This window comes from Paenibacillus sp. EC2-1, from assembly GCF_049311625.1.
In the GTDB taxonomy this organism is placed as follows: Bacteria; Bacillota; Bacilli; order Paenibacillales; family Paenibacillaceae; genus Paenibacillus_AQ.
Map to the genome: position 1 here is coordinate 1,148,210 of NZ_CP186006.1, position 17,113 is coordinate 1,165,322.

Consider the following 17,113-nt stretch of genomic DNA (forward strand, 5'->3'; position numbering starts at 1 on the left):
AACCACCTTTTAGAAGGTGGTTTTGTCATGGTCAAATATCATTATTAAAGTTTAACATATCCTGGACTTTAAATATTGCACCCACATCGCGTGTAGCTCAGCTTCCGATACCTGAAATGCGCCTTGAAAATCAGTGGCATCGCGTATGAATTTGTTAAGCTCATCTGAACTGTAAGAATGGAGGAGAAATTCAACGATCAAATATGAGAATCCATATCCCCCTATCTTCTCGAATTCCCACGTATCGTTAGTTAGTGCTTGAAAGCTAGGGACGGCCTCATTTTGAATCGATTCGGAGGTGCTGTGTTTGATATATTCTTGCGACATTTGTTTGGCTTCATGTCCGCCAAGCCCATGTGTAAGCCATTTCGGTGCCGACGGATTAATATCAGTCACTAACCACATCGTAAACAAACTTATCGTGTGTCGTAGTATCGATTGGTACGTATGTTCAGGGCCTGGGTTCAGTGGGGATACGATTCTTATTTTGTTGTGTTCGTAGGTACCCATGAACCAGTCAGGCGCATCCGGTTCGCCTACTGCTTGGTGAAAAGTCGACAGATCCGGATAGATTTCGATAGTAATTTTCTGAGATGGTCGATGACGATAGGTTGCTAAAATTCGCTCTACATTAGATTTTAATTCCTCAAATAAGTCGTGGTATACCTTATTCATACCATCATTCTTGGTGGAAGACTCGTTCTTATCCACAATCGATATCAATTCTTTGATAGACATGATTGTAATGTCACCCCATTCTTTTAATGCAATTTTTAGTTTTTTCAATGCGCGGTAAAGTCTATTCTTAACAGCGCTTTCAGGCATCCCTATGATTTTGGATATGTCCAATAGAGTGCAGTCGACGAAAAACCGCAATGATATGATTTGCTGATCTAACTCATTCAATTGGGCTAATGCAGCACTAATATCAAGGCGAATATCAACATCTTTAACGATATCGAGGGAAATCGATTGGGACTGAAAATCGATAACTTCGTGCACTATTTCTTTATTTCGTGACGTCTTGCGATACTCATTTTTCACGATATTCTGCGCAATTTTGAATAGCCAAGTAAATATACTGGAGTTATGCTTAAACAAATGAAAGTTTTCCATTGCTTTTAAAAAAGCTTGTTGAGTTAAGTCATCAGCAACTGCTGAATTTGTTTTTACTGCAATATATTTTCGAATTCTCTCCTGATATTGATTATAAATTTCTTCGAAATGCTGAATGTTTTCCTGCTCCTCCGGAAGAACAGGAATTTTCGTTTTGTCTTGAGCTCGTGACACTAGTGATACCTCCTCCAGAACTTACAATTCATTAGACACCGAAGGGAGGTAAAAAGCCACATCATTTTTAAAAATAAATAACTTTTCATGATGCCATCCTTCATCAAACGGATAAATGATAACAAGACCAGTGACAAAACGAAAACAATGAAAAGGTAACAGGAGTTAATCATGAAATTTGAAGAACATGATTAGGGAGTGAATGCACTAACGGAGATACTTTAGCTAAGTTATGATACAGCGGTAGAAGGCTAACGGTTGCAGTTTTATCAACTAACGGGCAGGATTGAGTGGTGACAACAGTGTGCTGATGTAAAACTTATGGTCAGGAAAACCTGGAAATCCGAATGGTGTGTTATGATTAACTTCTTTGCAGGTAGTATTAATAAATTCAAGATGATTGAGGGTACAACATTATGAGACAATTACAAAAAGTAAAAATAGAGGCTCCGTACTACAAACTTTTGAACTATGACCCTCTTTATGTATTGGGTAAACTAATACAAGCCAAAATTGTATTGATTTTTCTAGAAGCTTATTATGAAGAAGATATTGATGACTTTCTAAAAAATAATCGGTTTACAATAATGGACGAAATAATTCAAATCAAAAAACCGAATAATGTAATCTCGTATTACCCTTATATTAGGTCCGAAATTCAACTTAAAAATGTGCTTCAAAATGAAGACTGGGGATTTTCTTGTGTGGCACTGACTCCAAACTTACAACACTTATTTGACATAAGGGGAATTGAAGAAGAAGGTGAAATGGGTATCAAGATTAAGGAAATACAAGATGGATTATACGATAGATTCATTAATTTACATTAAAAGTTTGAATTCACTTTTGTCCAAAATGAATGAAGCGTTAGTTATCATTCAGCTAACGGGACACGATAGCTCAATAAAAGACAAGAAGCCATCCGGTCAAAGGTGATCGGATGGCTTTATTTCAATTAAAGGGCAGGATAGTCTAATGTAAAATAAAAAAGCAACACGTAGTAGTATGCACTCGTGTTGCTTCCAGTGTTCTAAGATCTAAGTTTTTTTAACGATAGGGATCCAAATTTCAGTTTCATACATGTTGTTTCCTCTATCGTAAACCATTTCAAACTCGGGGGCATTTACGAGCTCGTAATTACAGGTTGGAAACCATTCCTCCCAAATACGTTTCCATAATTCAAGAATGCCGCTTTGTCCGTCTGGGTTGATGCCAGTTGTGAAGATTGCGTAGGTTTGAGGTGCGATATGAAGTTTTTCAAACCCACTCGGGAGTCCGCTCTGGGGTATAAAATAACCGATCATGTAGGAATAATTCTTGCCTTTGTTGTAATTTACTCCATGAATTTGGTCATTTTCATTTAAGTTCGCAGCAGCACGGATTCTATCAACGGTTCCATCAGAGACACACTTATTCCAAAAAGCAGGTATTTCAACAAACCCGTCTGTACTGATTACTTTGGATACACCAAACACTTCAAAAGCTTCTTTTTCTTCGATTCTGTAATTCATTTCCACATCTCCTCGTATCGAAATATGAAAGGATAACCGAGGATAGGCTTTTAGTGTGATGCCTTTCTCACGCGCTGATTTGGGCATCACACCGTGCATTTTTTTAAACGCTCTAGAAAATGCCTCTGGAGATTCGTAACCATAATTCAAAGCGATATCGATAACCTTTACATCACTGTTTTGTAGTTCGAATGCGGCAAGAGTAAGGCGTCTACGCCTAATATACTCTGAAAGTGGCACACTTGCTATGAACGAAAACATCCGCTGGAAATGGTAGGTTGAACAACAGGCAATTCTAGCTATTTGGTCGTAATCGATTGTTTCAGACAGGTGTGTTTCTAGATATTCCATTGCGCTATTCATGCGATCCAACCAGTCCATACAACTCATCCTTTCAAGAACAATTATAGGAAATAAAGAAACTTGAAACCTTGCAATCCATGCACCGAAAGATCATGTTCGAGAGTGTATTAGTAAATCCTCTATTTTGGATTATCAACTGAAATCTACTTAGATACTGAACTAAGGGAGTGCAATTTTAAATATCCTCACTTCCTAAAAAGGAAGAAAAAAGGATCAACTCGTAAGTTCCTACTGTCAATTCCATAATAGATATAAGAAGATTCTTTATAGAACGAACGCATAACAAAAGGCCCATGTTGGGTTTTGTCCAACACGAGCCTTTTGTTATGCAAAAAATGAATAGAGCAAAACTCTGCCTATAAAGGGTGCAAGTGTTCACTATATACTGACGCTAGGAAGAAGAATTGAACATCACTGATGTACGTTGATTGAGAGTATCGAAAGTGGAGGAGTTGCGTAATGGACAGCACTAAGCATGAAGTAAATAAGTTAAAAGTTGCCGTTAAACTGTGCGATGTGGAGGAGAAGTTTATTATCAATAATATTTATCCTCTTTATCTGCATGATTTGTCTGAGGTGTGGGAACACCAGATCAATCGCTATGGGGTGTTTGAGAATGATGACACACGAACCTTGGCTGAACAGAATCGTGTATTTGATATCTGGTGGGAACACCCGAACGTGCTATTCCCGTTTCTGATCACAGTGAATGATATACCTGCAGGTCTTGCTTTTGTGGCGACAGCCCCATTCGTAACATGTCCTGATTATATCGATTATTACATGAATGAGTTCTTCCTATTACGCAGTTATCGAGGAAAGGGCGTTGGAGAAGAAGCCGTGCGGCAGATTATTAATAAGATGCCAGGTCAATGGGAAGTGCAAACTAATCCTACTGAACGTAATGAACGTGCGAAACGTTTCTGGCGCAGGACACTTAACGCATGCACGAACGGGAATTACTCCGAAGAGCTTGGTTATCATTCTGAAGATGGAGAGAAGCTAGTTTTTCGATTCATCACTAGCCCTACAGCAATCACTTCACTTGATTTGAATTAGAATCATATCAATCTACCTTTGGAGTGTGATCTAAGAATAATATGGATAAGAAAATTAAACAGCTATTCAATAAAGATATATTGAGACAAGCAGCGGAACATTACGGGATACGCGAAGATTCAATGATTGAATTGAATGGGTTTCAAAACTTCGTTTATTCTGGGGTGGTCGGAGATCATGAAGTTATTTTAAGAATTGCTCATATCACACATCGGGATGAATCGTTAACGAAGGGGGAATTAGACTTTATCATGTTTTTGGCAGAGTCCTGTGTTAAAGTAGCCAAACCGATTCAGTCTTTATCAGGTGATTTTCTCCATATAATTGATGGTGCTTTCATTGTGACTGCCTTTGAGAAGGTCTCAGGCAGAAATGCAAAAATTGCAGAAGAGAGCAATATTTTTTATGAGAATATAGGTCGATTTGTTGGGAAGATTCACAAATCTTCATATCACTATACTCCAAAAAACTTACGTTATGAATGGAGTGATAATGCCTTACTAGCATCATTTAAAAAATATTGTCCTTCAGAATTACATAACAGTTTTGACCGTATTATCGGGGAGGTTAACTCTCTTACTAAGGATAAAGATACATACGGACTTATTCATGGGGATATTAGCTGTGGCAATTATCTAAACGATGGAGAGAAAGCTCATATTATCGATTTTGACGAGGCGGAATATAGCTGGTTTGTATCTGATATAGCTACACCATTATTTTACGAAATACCGATCCCTTGGGTTGTGGATGGAGAGGCAAGGAAGGAGATTACAAAACGATTTTTCTCCAACTTCTTGAACGGCTATTGTAAAGAAAATAAGATTAGTCCAGTATGCTTGAAGAATATACCTTTATTTATAGATTTAAGACAAGCCAGAGTTTTATCAGCGTTATATAGAAGCAGAGATTTTAATGCTCCTGATTGGAGTGAATGGGATGAACAAGCTCGACGCTTCTATTATTCCAACTTACTAAATAACACACCATATATAGATGTGGATTTTTCACGACTGTAGAATTTTTAAAGCAGCTTGTTAATGTTGTTGCTATAGAACAGGGGGGACAAAATGTACAAATATCAGAAAGCTGAGAGTCTGTTGCACGACATATTAACCGATTTTTTTGAAAATGGACCTTTTCCGGCATTAGCCGTTGGTATAGTGAAGGATAACAATATAATCTTCAATGGTGAATATGGAAAAGCCAATCTATCGACTGGTGATCCGGTTGATCGTAGTACGTTGTTTCACCAAGCCTCCGTCTCAAAAACATTTGTTGTTACTGCCATAATGCAATTAGTTGAGAATGGAAAGGTAGATTTGGATTCACCTGTCACGAAATACCTTCCGTACTTTAAGTTGGAGGATGAGCGGTATCTACTTATTACGATAAGGCAGCTTTTGAACCATACATCGGGCATACCAGATGAAGATGATTATGCCTGGGATCGACCCGAATATGATGAACTAAGTCTCGAAAGATATGTCAAAAGTAACAGTCACCACAAACTTTTGAGCGAGCCTGGTTTTAAGTTTGCATATAGTAATATAGCTTACGAGATATTGGGAGACATCATAGCCAAAGTTAGCGGAATGAGCTTCGAGCAGTATATGAAAAAGAATATTCTGGAACCGGCAGGCATGCAGTCAAGTTCCTTTTTGAAACAAGAGGTGGAAGCTCATCTTTCTGCACCTCATGTTCTCAAAACTTCCAATGGATATGGCGGCTATATCAGCGATGTTTTTCCGTATCACAGAGCTCATGGACCTAGTTCTACTTTATATACCAATGTTAAAGACATGAGCCAATATATGCTGATGCATCTTAACCAGGGAATTGCAAAGAATGGATATAATACCTTGCAGTCCGGGAGCTATGATGAGATGTGGAAGCCTCATGCAGCTACTGGATATGGACAAGAAAATGCACAGATCGGTCTAGGCTGGTTTTTGGGAGAATATAAAGGGTCCAAGATCGTCTCACATTCCGGATGGGATACTGGATTTCTGAGTGATCTCATTCTGATTCCCGAGGAAAAAATCGCGATTTCTGTGATGACCAATTGTGACTACGTCTGGCTGGGTAGTGTAACCTATCCAATACTTGATCTATTGCTCGGCTCGAACATTCACCGAATCAAGAAATCCATGGCACACATAGTTGCAGATTTAGCTGTATCTATTGGAGTTGAGAAGGCGATAGAAGAGTACCACCGTATCAATAGAATGGAACAAGACGAGTATTATCTAGTGGATTTTGAATTTATGCGCATTACGGAAGCATTAACGTGGAATGGTCACAAAGAGGAAGCTTTCCGCATTCTGACCTGTGCAGCTGCAATATACCCTGACAACAAATCAATTTCTAGCAGGTTACAGGAGCTCCAGGTGAAAGAGTAGGTTCTTTAAATTAAGCTAAACGGGGGGCGTTTGTTGAAGTGACGGGCAGGTTAAATCAGTGTTCTTATAGAATTTACTACGAAGATCGATTCAATAGGAGCAGGAGTGTTGGGTTTTGAAAACTTTAAACTCGCAATGGAAATCACCAAGATTGATCATAGAGGATTTAATGTATGAAGAAATTGAGGTAGTCCAGGAACTCTATGAAACCAGTTTGCATTCAATCGCTTGGGAAGGGCGTGATCCTGACCCGGATTTTATTAATCATTGCTATTCTAATGGGGACTTGCCACCAGAAGGCAAAAAAGAAAATTATAGAATACAAACCGTTAAAGCGAATAGTGGGCAAGAATTGATCGGGGTATTAGGGACATACCATGGATATCCAAGTGATAATGTTATATATATTTCCTCTATATGTATTGGAGACCAATTTAAGAAACAAGGATATGGACAAGAAATCATTAATCAATTGATAATAGAATCAAGGGAATTTGAACAAATTCGAATAAATGTGGCTTTAAAGAATTGGTCTGCCTTGAGATTCTGGATTAGGATGGGTTTCGAAAACATTAGTGGAATATACGGGGATAAAGAGTATTCAGAAAACAGTTATGGGCAAATTGAATTATCTAGATTTTTATAAGTACATCTTACCCATTCTTAAGAAAAAACGGGTAACGAGCACAGCGGTGGATCCGATCCATCGCTTGTTTGCATAATTGGAAATCTGCTCATTAACGGGCAGGATAGTTCCAATATCTACAGAATTATTATTTATAATTAGAGTAGAATTTCTGGGGGGAGACTGGTTAGTGGAATTTAGAGAAATAACTTGGGACAACTTTATTGAATGTATTGAGCTGCAAGTTACAGAGGAACAAAAACGCTTTATTTCCTCTAATCAACATGCTCTCGCAGAAGCTTATATTGCTTCAAAAGAGGGACAGGTCATTATTACTTTTGCGATTTATAAAAACGAGAAGATGATCGGCTTTATAAGTATGTATTATGACGATGGAAATGGAAATTTTGCTTACAGCAGTTATGGAGTTTTTAAAATCATGATTGATGAGCGATATCAGGGTAAAGGGTATGGCAAAGAAGCGATGTTAAAAGCTATAGAATTTTCTAAGGCATCTCCTTTTGGAGAAGCGAGGGTCGTTGAACTTACATATAATCCAGAAAACCTAGTTGCGAAAAATTTATATTCATCACTAGGTTTTGTTGAACCTGGGAATACCCATCCTTCTGGTGAAGTATATGCTGAGTTTGTCCTATAGCGTATTGAACTAACGGGACACGATATTTCAATAAAGACAAGAAGGCAATAGGTCAGTATAATCGGTTGTCTTTACTCAACTAGAGTTCAGGAAGTACAAAGAGGGATTGGAATGAATTTCTTTGTTACATAAGGAGGTCGTAATATGCCATTTCCAACGCACATCGTAGCTGCAGGTGGATTTGTGGAAGATATGAAAGGAAATATCCTTTTAGTAAAGACTCGTGACGGTGGTTGGGTTTACCCTGGTGGACAAGTGGAAGTTGGGGAAAATCTAATGGATGCTTTGGTTCGTGAAATTAAAGAAGAAAGCGGAATAGACACCACAGTTAGCTATTTAGTTGGTGTCTATTCGAATACAGGGATATTTAAATGGTATGATGGCGTGACGGATGTTCCTACGCAAATTGTGTTTGATTTTGTATGTAAACCTATTGGTGGGGAATTAGCTGTTTCAGAAGAAACAACGGATAGTCGCTGGGTGGAAAAAGATAGAGTTCTTGGTTTTATTACACATCCAGCTATTCGTACTCGCTATCAGGCTTATTTGGAGTTTAACGGAGTTGTAAACTACATGGAGTATGTAACGAACCCCGAGTTCTTAATCAAACACCAAACAAGCATATCGAAATAAATTATTTCTCGTTGTTGAACTAACGGGACACTATAGTAGACAAAGCACAGATTCCTGGAGGTTACGATGAAAACTAATAAAGCAATGGCCGAGTTGCTATTGAGGACCAGTCCTTCAGGGACAATTGTAGACGATGAGTACACTCACTTTGTTGAATGGAATGACTCCATTTTAATCAGCAGTTTTGTTCGTAATCTTCCCATGAGTTTGGATAAGACATATTATTCTGATAGGACTGAATGTGAAGCATCAATAAATCACTTGCACTTGAAAAATCTCTCGATTGCACTTGATATTATCTACGAGTGGAAAAAATCATTGATCAATAAATATCCAGAGAAATCATTTATCATTGTAGTGAGTTGTGATGTTGATGGTTCGGAAGCTGTAGTTCGTTTTTATCAATTAAGAACAGATGAGCCTTTGTGGCTTAATGAAAACAACCCTGATAACTATAAACATGAAGCAGTACTCTTTCTAAAGGTGTCCCAAGAGCATTAAAGTACCAGGCAGGATACTGAATAAGAAGGGGACTTTAATAGACTATCGAATTGGTGTAAGTGTAATAAAGAGTTTTGAACGGGGGCTTTTTATATTGAAACAAGATAAGAAAATTGGGTTAGGTTCGATTTCATTATTTCTTTTTATATTCGGAATATTATTTTCTATTTCATTCGGTAATCGAGTGTCCTTCGGAGATAGTATTTTAAGATATTTAGGGTTGAATCCTTGGTCAAACGGTGACACAGGTTTGCATTATACAATAATTTATTCACTTATATTCTATATATTAGCATTGATTTTAGGTTATAAATTCAAAAATGACTTGGGCGCAAAATTAGGGAGAACCTTAGCATTGGTTACGATTATATTGTTAATAACGATGTTGTTTGCATTTACTTCGTTTAGTGGCACCGACTCAGGAAGGTAACGTCAGTGAAATTACAGTACCGACAACGAAGGTTCTTCTTAATAATTGATTGCACTAACGGGACATGAAAGCACTATGACAAAAGGCAGCCGAGGTCATCGGCTGCCTTTTCAGCTAACGGGCAGAATAACGAAACTTTATATAAGTATAGACGTCTTGTTATGAAGGAGTTGAAATGAGGATGAATATGAGAAAGAAAATTAACACCTACTCCATTTTTTTCTCAATGTTATGTTGGGGTGGTTTTTATCTAACGGGATTTACCTCCGTTTTACCTGTTAATGCTCATATAATTATACTTTTCATGGCTACGTTTTCCTTATTGATGAGCATCTTCGGACTTGGTGGCATTAATAATTGGAAATCTGTTTCAAAATCCCTTATCTCGATTCTCATAAGTGGATTATTGGTAGTTGTTGAAATACTTCTGTGGGCAGGTTCAAAGTTTTTATCATTAAGCTAACGGGCAGTTTAGTTTAGGTTTAAAAATGCTATAATAGTCGTGAATTATGGGAAAGTTGGTGTTTTAATGAGTGATACAAGAGTGTTACCTCAATCTCATAAATATGCTGTTTGTGCACCCGAAGATACGCCTATAAAGGATTTTTACAAGGGAATATATGATGAAGTATTTGTTTTTTTTCATCCATTCATTAAACCAATATCAATTGGCTATGATTTATTTGAGCCAGGAACGTATCCAGGTAAAAATGACATTATAAAAAAGTGCGAAATGATTACATGGAAACAGTTTTTATCAATATCAGAAACCGAAAGTTACAACCAGTTAGACATTGGATTAAGAACCCGAATCATGGGATTGAGAAAACAATATGCAAACGAAGAGATCTCTAAAAGAATTCAAAATGCTTGTGAGCAGTTTCAGTTAATTGCACCAATGGAAGGTTTTTTTCCAGAGTTTCTAATGAATAAGGTGCTTTTGTCAATAAAACAAGAAGGACATGACTGGGTATGGTCTGGAGATGAATTTTGCACAGAGCGAAAGTTAGAATATATTGATGATTTAATCAAAGATAACACAGCTTTTAGAAATCAACGCTTGAATCTATTTACCCACAATAATGAAATTTTACTTACAACCCATTGGGATAGCCACTTTTCATTACTTTGTTCAGACAAAAATACAATCAATAAAATTGTTGACTTTGCTGATTTGGAAGGGTTTTTCTGTAACGACGAAACTAAAATCTATTGGAGTTTACAAAACACATCATTGAACTAACGGGACACGATAGCTCAATCAAAATAAGAAGACAGCTGATCATTAATCGGCTGGTTTTGTTCAGCTAATGTGCAGGATATTTAATCCTTGTTTACCTTGCAAGGCTAGAGCTATTATTAACATAATACTGATAAATTGGGGAGGGAGATAAGAATGTTCAATCTGGTTTTGAATCAATCCTACCATCATAAGAAGCGTTAACACATTCCTATAACTTGGGATGGGTTAACGCTTTTCGCGCTAGCCATCCTGTGAGATACAACGCGCAGGACTAAGTGTCCAGCGCGTTTTTTTTGTTTAGGCAATTGATTTTCCATTTTTCTAAGGGTGATGAGAGCACACCAACTATAAAAGAGAACCGAGGAGGGTATTCCATGATTGCAGATAAACTGAATTATGGTGATGAAATCAGAGTAATTGCACCTTCAAGAAGCCTAAGTATTATTCGGCAAGAGGTGTATGATAATGCTCTAGAATTTCTCACGAATCAGGGGTTTGAAATTTCGTTTTCAAAAAATTGTCGTGAGCTCGATGAATCTGATTCTTCGAGTATTGAATCTCGTATTGAAGACTTACATGACGCGTTTCTTGATAAAAATGTTAAAGCGATACTAACTTGTATCGGCGGATTTAATGTGAACCAGATTTTAGAATATATAGACTATTCATTAATACAAAGGAATCCCAAAATATTATGTGGTTTCTCTGATATTACTGCTTTGCTGAATTCGATCTACGCTAAGACAGGATTAATTACTTATCATGGACCACATTTCTCGTCCTTTGGATTTAACAAAGAAATGGAGTATACCAATACATATTTTGAAAAATGCCTTTTACAGAATGAAACTTATCTAATTGAACCATCTAAACTGGCACACGAATACTTTGTAATCCAAGAAGGCTTCGCTCAGGGAGAAATTGTTGGAGGTAATCTTTGTACTTTAAATCTTTTGCAAGGAACAGAATTCATGCCAGACCTCAGGAATAAGATATTATTCCTTGAGGATGACAACCTTGTAGGCGACTATTTCAGATATGAATTCGAAAGGAATCTCCAGTCACTCATTCAAACATCAGGCTTTGAAGGTGTAAAGGGTATTGTACTAGGGCGCTTTGAGGATTGTTGCAAAATGAACATAGATGTCATTAGAAGAATGGTTTCAACGAAAAGTCAGTTGAAGAACATTCCAATCATTTCGAATGTAGATTTCGGTCATGAGTTTCCGTTTGCCACTTTTCCTATTGGTGGAGTTGTAAACATTAAAGCCAATGCATCCAGAGTAGCCCTAGAAGTGATAGAACATTGAGCTAGGTGGTTGTCGATGAATAATGCAATTCTGAATCTTGAAAATGAAATGAAATCTTTTAAGAAATGGGCAGATGGAGTATCTGATACTTATGGAGAATGGGAAACTGATTATCTTCACTGGGATAAGATTTACAGTGCTGTATACGAAGTCTTAAAACATGAACGTATTGATGAATGGGATGCTGATGTTTATGAGTTGATACTCTACATATTGGCAAGAGATAACGAGTGTGAAAATGTAATGCAGACACTTATTGAACATCCAAGAGTATTAAAATGCCTAGCCCCTAAAGCCTTGGTGAATGAAGATTATGAAGCATGATGGCAGGTAGCCTACGCTCTTGGAGAAATTGCTGATTCAGATACTAATTTAGATGGGATTTTAAGAATGTTTTTACAAGACAAGCACGAATATGCTCGAAGGAGAGCTTCGTTGGCGTTAGAGAAAAGAATACTTATGGACTTATAAACGGTTTCCTATTTTCAACTGGATGGATATGATAGCGTATTGTCGGCTATTGGCTTCACCTTAGGGATACGATTTCTTTGGAGGATAATATGAAATGTAATGAATGTGGATATGTATATAATTTAAACGCTGAGAATTGGGTGTACCACGGAGATGCATGTTATGAAATCAAGTCCCATATAATTAATGGACACATGCTTAACGAAATAGCAGTACATGCGTTATCTATAGACTCCCAGCTTGAAGAAATTAATATAGATACTTGGCTAATTGATTGCCTTCCTTGCAGTTCGTGCTCTCTTCTAAATATAAGAAACCAAATTAACAGGTTAGAGCTTGGCCAAAAATATGATAACAGAGTATTAGATTTTTATTATTATTTTTAAAAGGATCTAGTTATTCTAACGGGGAATTAAATGTTGTGATGAATCCGTTATATTGAGGAGTGATAATTTGAGGCAAGCAAGATTTGTTTTGTTCATGCTAGTAATAATCTCCTTAGTGTCGGCATGCAGCAGTGGCAACACAGATAAGACCATAAGGTCCGAAGCGCCCGTGAAAGTCCTTGAAAAAGTCCAAGTGAATAAATCTTCTAATCATGATATAAACACGAGTCCTGTTGAGGAATACGTTGAAAAGTTCTCTTATCTTAAACAGCTATCTTTAGAGAAGCAGGAGGCTTTTACTCGCTTTAAATCGGATAGGAACTTACAAGACCTATACAACTTCACCCCTGAGGACATGGTGCTGGTTTATCTTTACTGTCTTTCAATAGGCGATCCAGACTTGATATATAAGATTACCTATAATGGCGGTCAACTTCCTGACCAAGATAAATTTCGGAAAGATTATTTCGAGAATACAATGAATGATGATTCCGAAACGGCATTACATTACAGATATTATGATTCTTTAAAAGTGGATGAGAGTACGGCTGAGGAGAATAAGGTGACTGTACTTATTACGATTAGTTTAGAAACAATGACTCATTCCATGGCTTTAGGTCTACAGAAAGAAGATCAAGTATGGAAATTGGATATCTACTAATGAATGATTAAATTTGGATAAGTTATGACAGGGGGAAGCCGTATGGAGAATGGAAGGATTTTAGGAATAGCGTATAATGTTATTCCAGTTAAAAATGTTAAAAAATCTGCAGAATGGTTTGTGAGACACTTTGGTTTTAACACCAGGAACGATAGAGGGAATTATATAAGTTTATTCAGGGATAACCGTCCAATAATAGATTTGATTGAATCTGATAATGACACAAGAGCCGTTTTTGAAGTAAACGGACGCTCAAGGTGGGTTATAACATTTTTCACAGATGATATTGAATCATTACATATGAGACTATCATCTGATGGAGTTACTACTAGACAAATCAGTAATGAAGGGATTTACGGTAAGTTTTTCGTTTTTGAGGATCTGGATGGAAACTTATTTGATGTATGGGAGCATAAAGATTGTGAGTTACTCTTTTAAGAATAGGGACAAGCCCCTCTCGATCAATTCGGGAGGGGCTTGTCCCTATTCAGGCGGCTACTTAAAATATCCTCTTCTATACTTCTATCGCAAGGGAGCTGAGATTATTTCTTTCAAGTTGTCTTCCTGTTCCTGGTCCATGCCAGAGAAAACAGCGGTATAATAAACATCATCTTGCTTCCATAAATAGATAGGCCATTTTCTTTTTTTATCGGGTATTACGTAGATATGTTTCTGGTCTTCATAAGCCGAAATTTCGACGCCATCTATCTCTAGCTTCCGTGTGAACGATAGCTTGGAGGCATCGAAAAGGGGTTCCTTACTCTGATAAAGCGATAAATAATTGCTTACACCATACATTGAGGAATCACGCGTTGGGCTGTAAACTGTCAACATCGTGTCCTTTACTTGTCTGAATCCATAGTCAGTATTCTGATCGTCAGCTTTAAGTAGAATGGAATAATCCAGATTAAGTTTAGACAATTTAGTTGGGATTCTTACCTTTAGGCCAAGAATATTCTTGGCTGCAAGCAGATCCTTTTCATTATAAAGAACAAATGAATTTCCATCTCCGTCGTAGCGGATATGCTTCACTTGCTGTGGAAAAACAAAGGATTGGACCATTTTGGTGAGATCTTCTTGGGATAAATGCTCGTTGAAATAATTGATTGCGTACCATACACTGTCATCCTGCCAGTAAAAGCTTTTGCTTGTTTCTGGTTTTTTCTTTAGGGTTCTCTTATCCGTGAATAGAGTGCCTTCGGTATTGCCAATCATTACGGCTTTCTGTCGGTATTTCGGGGTCTCCTTAGCATTGTGGTAGGGATAGTTAGCCCCCCATAGTTGATTGTGCTCCAATAAATTACCCTGGCCCTTGGAAGCGATCATTTCTATTGTTTGTTCACGATCCGTGCCAAAATTAGCTACAAAACGAATGGTTGCTACATCAATAAGATCAGTCCGGTCGGCATTGGAGAAATTTATAGAATAAGTTATATTCTCAAGCTGATAACCTTCAGGAAGATAGTCAGGTACTTTAAAGTCATACTTCGGAAAATCGAGTGCCCGATCAAGGCTACTAAACCAGCTAAACGTATTGTCGTACGCAGGGGACAGCTCCCTATTAGGGCTGGCAGCTTGGTCAGTCGTGCCCAGCTCGGCACTCTTTCCGTCATCAGATGCCATGCTGAGAAAGATGGCACCCAAGGCAACAATCAAGAGAACTGCAGCGGCAGATAGCTTGTACGAACTTTTCTTAAACGTATGGATCATCATGGTTCTCCGTTTCACTTCATATTTGTTGTCTCTATACTCACCATTATACAAACAAACGCAACCATTTATAAACATAATCGTATCATATTGTAAATAAAATGCGTTGAGGTGAAATATGAAAACCTTTGATTATTTAAGGAGAGCCTACTATAGGCTTAGTTATTATTATCAGAAATTTCAATTCATTGTGATGTCTTGTGTCGTTGCTGGAATCGTTGATTACTTCTTCATTTATGAGATTTTCGTTTCATTATCAGCATTCGTTCCTATGTTTATGTTAGAATTTGCTCCAATCCTAATTATCATTTTATCTATAATTATAATTCGAGGAATTGTTAAGTTAATAAAGAAGATGAGAGAAAACAAACATTTACTATTTTTATTCTAACAAGAAAGTTTCTTATAACAACGATTAAAAAAGAGGGGGCGGTGCAGAATGGAATTCAGTTTTGGGAACGCTGCTATTGTTCTACCGCCTTTACATATTACGATAATTGGGATTATTATCATTTTCTTATTAGTAAGGTGGAGCAAGCAATTAGAAACGAGACGTTTTACCGTTTTTATTTACTTTTTGATCTGTACAACGATTATGCCCGTTTTTTCCTACGCTACAACGGAAGGTATCTTTCAGTTATTTATTCCCATAGGATTTATGGCGGTTTTTCCTTATTTGTATCGCAGCGAAAGTTATCATTCTTCTAAAATGAAAGCGAGTATTTTAGGATTTCTTATAGCATTGTATCAGCTGTTTCATCAATATATGGGGTAGTTTGATATGTCACGAGATAGTGTAGTAGGGTTACGATTAATTATGGAAGGAAGGATGTATGGGAATGCGTGGATATTATGTAGCGATGAATGACAATCTGGTGAAGCAGATTGAAGCAGGAGAAGTTGCACTTAAGAGTCTAACCATAGGCGATTACCCGGGACTGAACATTGATCGTACCTGGGAGGCGATTCATTATTTGCTTTGTGGAATGATTTCCGATGGAGAGCCCCCTCTTGGCCATGTGGTTCCACTAAAGTCAGACAAAGGCATCGATTTTGGCTCGTTTGGGGCGTTCGCTTTACACGCCGAGCAAGTTGCAGCAGCATCTCAAGCTATGTCTGAGCTAGATGAGGCGCAGCTACGCTCGCGGTATGATTTCACGGCCATGGTCAGGGAGGAAGTATATCCTCTTGATCCGGATACGGTTTCAGACGAGGATGCGGATGCATTCTTTTCCTATATGCTGGAGTACTTTCATGAAATAAGGCGTTTCTACAGCCAAACTGCAGCACAGAGCCAAGGTCTCATCTTTTATATTGCTTAGGAGGAAGCCGATATGGGTGAAAGACGATGGGGCATTGTGAAATGGTATAAAGAAGACAAAGGTTATGGGCGGATCATGCTAGATGGTCAGGATGGTAACCATGTATTTGTTCACTTTAGCGAGATTTTACCAGACCCGATTCGATTGTCGGACGGGTTTCGTCTTCTTGTTGAGGGGCAAAAAGTTGAATTCGATTTAATCGAAAATCCGAGCCTAGACGATTCCCAGCGTAGAACAGCTAAGAATGTACAGATTATAGAGGACTAACAGTACCGTGGCGCAGAGGAGGAAGATTAACGTTGTTCATGATACTGCGAGTATTATTTTCTACAGTCACCATAGCAGTAGCGTTTTATGGGCTTATAACGGATAATTTTGAGTACCAACCCGTTATGATGCTATCTATGGGTTTAACTATATTTGTGATGGGATTAGATGAATTTAAGCAAAATAAGAAGTACAAAGGCTGGTTATTGATGACCTTATCTGCATTCACACTATTCGTATCTATCCAAGGTTTTATATTGTAGTTAAGCAT

The 17,113-nt window shown here is 37.7% G+C and carries 21 protein-coding genes; 18 read left to right on the forward strand and 3 right to left on the reverse strand.

Annotation, left to right across the window (positions count from 1 at the left end; all coding sequences use genetic code 11):
- Positions 1-51 precede the first annotated feature (51 nt).
- The gene (locus tag ACK8P5_RS05425; protein WP_422659961.1) at positions 52-1,290 is read right to left on the reverse strand and encodes an RNA polymerase sigma factor; all 1,239 of its coding nucleotides are present in this window, start codon (positions 1,288-1,290) and stop codon (positions 52-54) included.
- A gap of 416 nt (positions 1,291-1,706) precedes the next feature.
- Here ACK8P5_RS05425 and ACK8P5_RS05430 point away from each other — a divergent pair, with 416 nt between their 5' ends.
- Entirely contained in the window at positions 1,707-2,120 is a 414-nt protein-coding gene (locus ACK8P5_RS05430) for a hypothetical protein (RefSeq protein WP_422659962.1), read from the forward strand.
- A 207-nt stretch (positions 2,121-2,327) separates the two neighbouring features.
- Here the strand turns inward: ACK8P5_RS05430 and ACK8P5_RS05435 are convergent, their stop codons facing one another.
- A complete protein-coding gene (locus ACK8P5_RS05435; protein WP_422659963.1) occupies positions 2,328-3,182 on the reverse strand; it encodes an AraC family transcriptional regulator in 855 nt (284 codons plus the stop codon).
- 441 nt (positions 3,183-3,623) lie between these two features.
- On the opposite strand from ACK8P5_RS05435, the gene ACK8P5_RS05440 reads away from it, so the two are divergent.
- From ACK8P5_RS05440 to ACK8P5_RS05500, 13 genes are all read left to right on the forward strand, one after another.
- Positions 3,624-4,223, forward strand: a complete 600-nt coding sequence (locus ACK8P5_RS05440; RefSeq protein WP_422659964.1) for a GNAT family N-acetyltransferase — start codon at positions 3,624-3,626, stop codon at positions 4,221-4,223.
- Between the two features lie 41 nt (positions 4,224-4,264).
- A complete protein-coding gene (locus ACK8P5_RS05445; protein ID WP_422659965.1) occupies positions 4,265-5,242 on the forward strand; it encodes a phosphotransferase enzyme family protein in 978 nt (325 codons plus the stop codon).
- Positions 5,243-5,293: 51 nt separating this feature from the next.
- On the forward strand, positions 5,294-6,625 hold the full coding sequence (locus tag ACK8P5_RS05450) for a serine hydrolase domain-containing protein (protein WP_422659966.1): 1,332 nt from the start codon (positions 5,294-5,296) through the stop codon (positions 6,623-6,625).
- Between the two features lie 115 nt (positions 6,626-6,740).
- Positions 6,741-7,271, forward strand: coding sequence for a GNAT family N-acetyltransferase (locus tag ACK8P5_RS05455; RefSeq protein ID WP_422659967.1), 531 nt, complete (start codon positions 6,741-6,743; stop codon positions 7,269-7,271).
- A gap of 169 nt (positions 7,272-7,440) precedes the next feature.
- The gene (locus tag ACK8P5_RS05460; protein WP_422659968.1) at positions 7,441-7,908 is read left to right on the forward strand and encodes a GNAT family N-acetyltransferase; all 468 of its coding nucleotides are present in this window, start codon (positions 7,441-7,443) and stop codon (positions 7,906-7,908) included.
- A gap of 144 nt (positions 7,909-8,052) precedes the next feature.
- Positions 8,053-8,541, forward strand: coding sequence for an NUDIX hydrolase (locus ACK8P5_RS05465; protein WP_422659969.1), 489 nt, complete (start codon positions 8,053-8,055; stop codon positions 8,539-8,541).
- Between the two features lie 66 nt (positions 8,542-8,607).
- Positions 8,608-9,042 carry a hypothetical protein gene (locus ACK8P5_RS05470; RefSeq protein WP_422659970.1) on the forward strand — a complete coding sequence of 145 codons (435 nt, stop codon included), beginning with the start codon at positions 8,608-8,610 and terminating at the stop codon, positions 9,040-9,042.
- A gap of 94 nt (positions 9,043-9,136) precedes the next feature.
- Complete coding sequence (locus ACK8P5_RS05475) at positions 9,137-9,472, forward strand: hypothetical protein (RefSeq protein ID WP_422659971.1); 336 nt, start codon at positions 9,137-9,139, stop codon at positions 9,470-9,472.
- A gap of 502 nt (positions 9,473-9,974) precedes the next feature.
- On the forward strand, positions 9,975-10,715 hold the full coding sequence (locus ACK8P5_RS05480) for a DUF2711 family protein (RefSeq protein ID WP_422659972.1): 741 nt from the start codon (positions 9,975-9,977) through the stop codon (positions 10,713-10,715).
- Between the two features lie 374 nt (positions 10,716-11,089).
- The gene (locus ACK8P5_RS05485; RefSeq protein WP_422659973.1) at positions 11,090-12,025 is read left to right on the forward strand and encodes a S66 peptidase family protein; all 936 of its coding nucleotides are present in this window, start codon (positions 11,090-11,092) and stop codon (positions 12,023-12,025) included.
- A gap of 15 nt (positions 12,026-12,040) precedes the next feature.
- The gene (locus tag ACK8P5_RS05490) at positions 12,041-12,349 is read left to right on the forward strand and encodes a hypothetical protein (RefSeq protein ID WP_422659974.1); all 309 of its coding nucleotides are present in this window, start codon (positions 12,041-12,043) and stop codon (positions 12,347-12,349) included.
- A 627-nt stretch (positions 12,350-12,976) separates the two neighbouring features.
- Positions 12,977-13,543 (forward strand): hypothetical protein, encoded by a 567-nt coding sequence (locus tag ACK8P5_RS05495; protein WP_422659975.1) that lies wholly within the window; start codon positions 12,977-12,979, stop codon positions 13,541-13,543.
- 42 nt (positions 13,544-13,585) lie between these two features.
- Positions 13,586-13,981, forward strand: coding sequence for a VOC family protein (locus ACK8P5_RS05500; RefSeq protein ID WP_422659976.1), 396 nt, complete (start codon positions 13,586-13,588; stop codon positions 13,979-13,981).
- Positions 13,982-14,065: 84 nt separating this feature from the next.
- Here ACK8P5_RS05500 and ACK8P5_RS05505 read toward each other — a convergent pair whose 3' ends face one another.
- On the reverse strand, positions 14,066-15,271 hold the full coding sequence (locus ACK8P5_RS05505) for a peptidase M56 (protein ID WP_422659977.1): 1,206 nt from the start codon (positions 15,269-15,271) through the stop codon (positions 14,066-14,068).
- A gap of 421 nt (positions 15,272-15,692) precedes the next feature.
- Here ACK8P5_RS05505 and ACK8P5_RS05510 point away from each other — a divergent pair, with 421 nt between their 5' ends.
- From ACK8P5_RS05510 to ACK8P5_RS05525, 4 genes are all read left to right on the forward strand, one after another.
- Positions 15,693-16,028 carry a hypothetical protein gene (locus ACK8P5_RS05510; protein WP_422659978.1) on the forward strand — a complete coding sequence of 112 codons (336 nt, stop codon included), beginning with the start codon at positions 15,693-15,695 and terminating at the stop codon, positions 16,026-16,028.
- A gap of 64 nt (positions 16,029-16,092) precedes the next feature.
- Positions 16,093-16,575 carry a YfbM family protein gene (locus ACK8P5_RS05515; RefSeq protein ID WP_422659979.1) on the forward strand — a complete coding sequence of 161 codons (483 nt, stop codon included), beginning with the start codon at positions 16,093-16,095 and terminating at the stop codon, positions 16,573-16,575.
- Positions 16,576-16,587: 12 nt separating this feature from the next.
- Positions 16,588-16,842, forward strand: a complete 255-nt coding sequence (locus tag ACK8P5_RS05520; RefSeq protein ID WP_422659980.1) for a cold-shock protein — start codon at positions 16,588-16,590, stop codon at positions 16,840-16,842.
- Between the two features lie 38 nt (positions 16,843-16,880).
- On the forward strand, positions 16,881-17,105 hold the full coding sequence (locus tag ACK8P5_RS05525; RefSeq protein ID WP_422661381.1) for a DUF3953 domain-containing protein: 225 nt from the start codon (positions 16,881-16,883) through the stop codon (positions 17,103-17,105).
- The last annotated feature ends 8 nt before the right edge of the window (positions 17,106-17,113 follow it).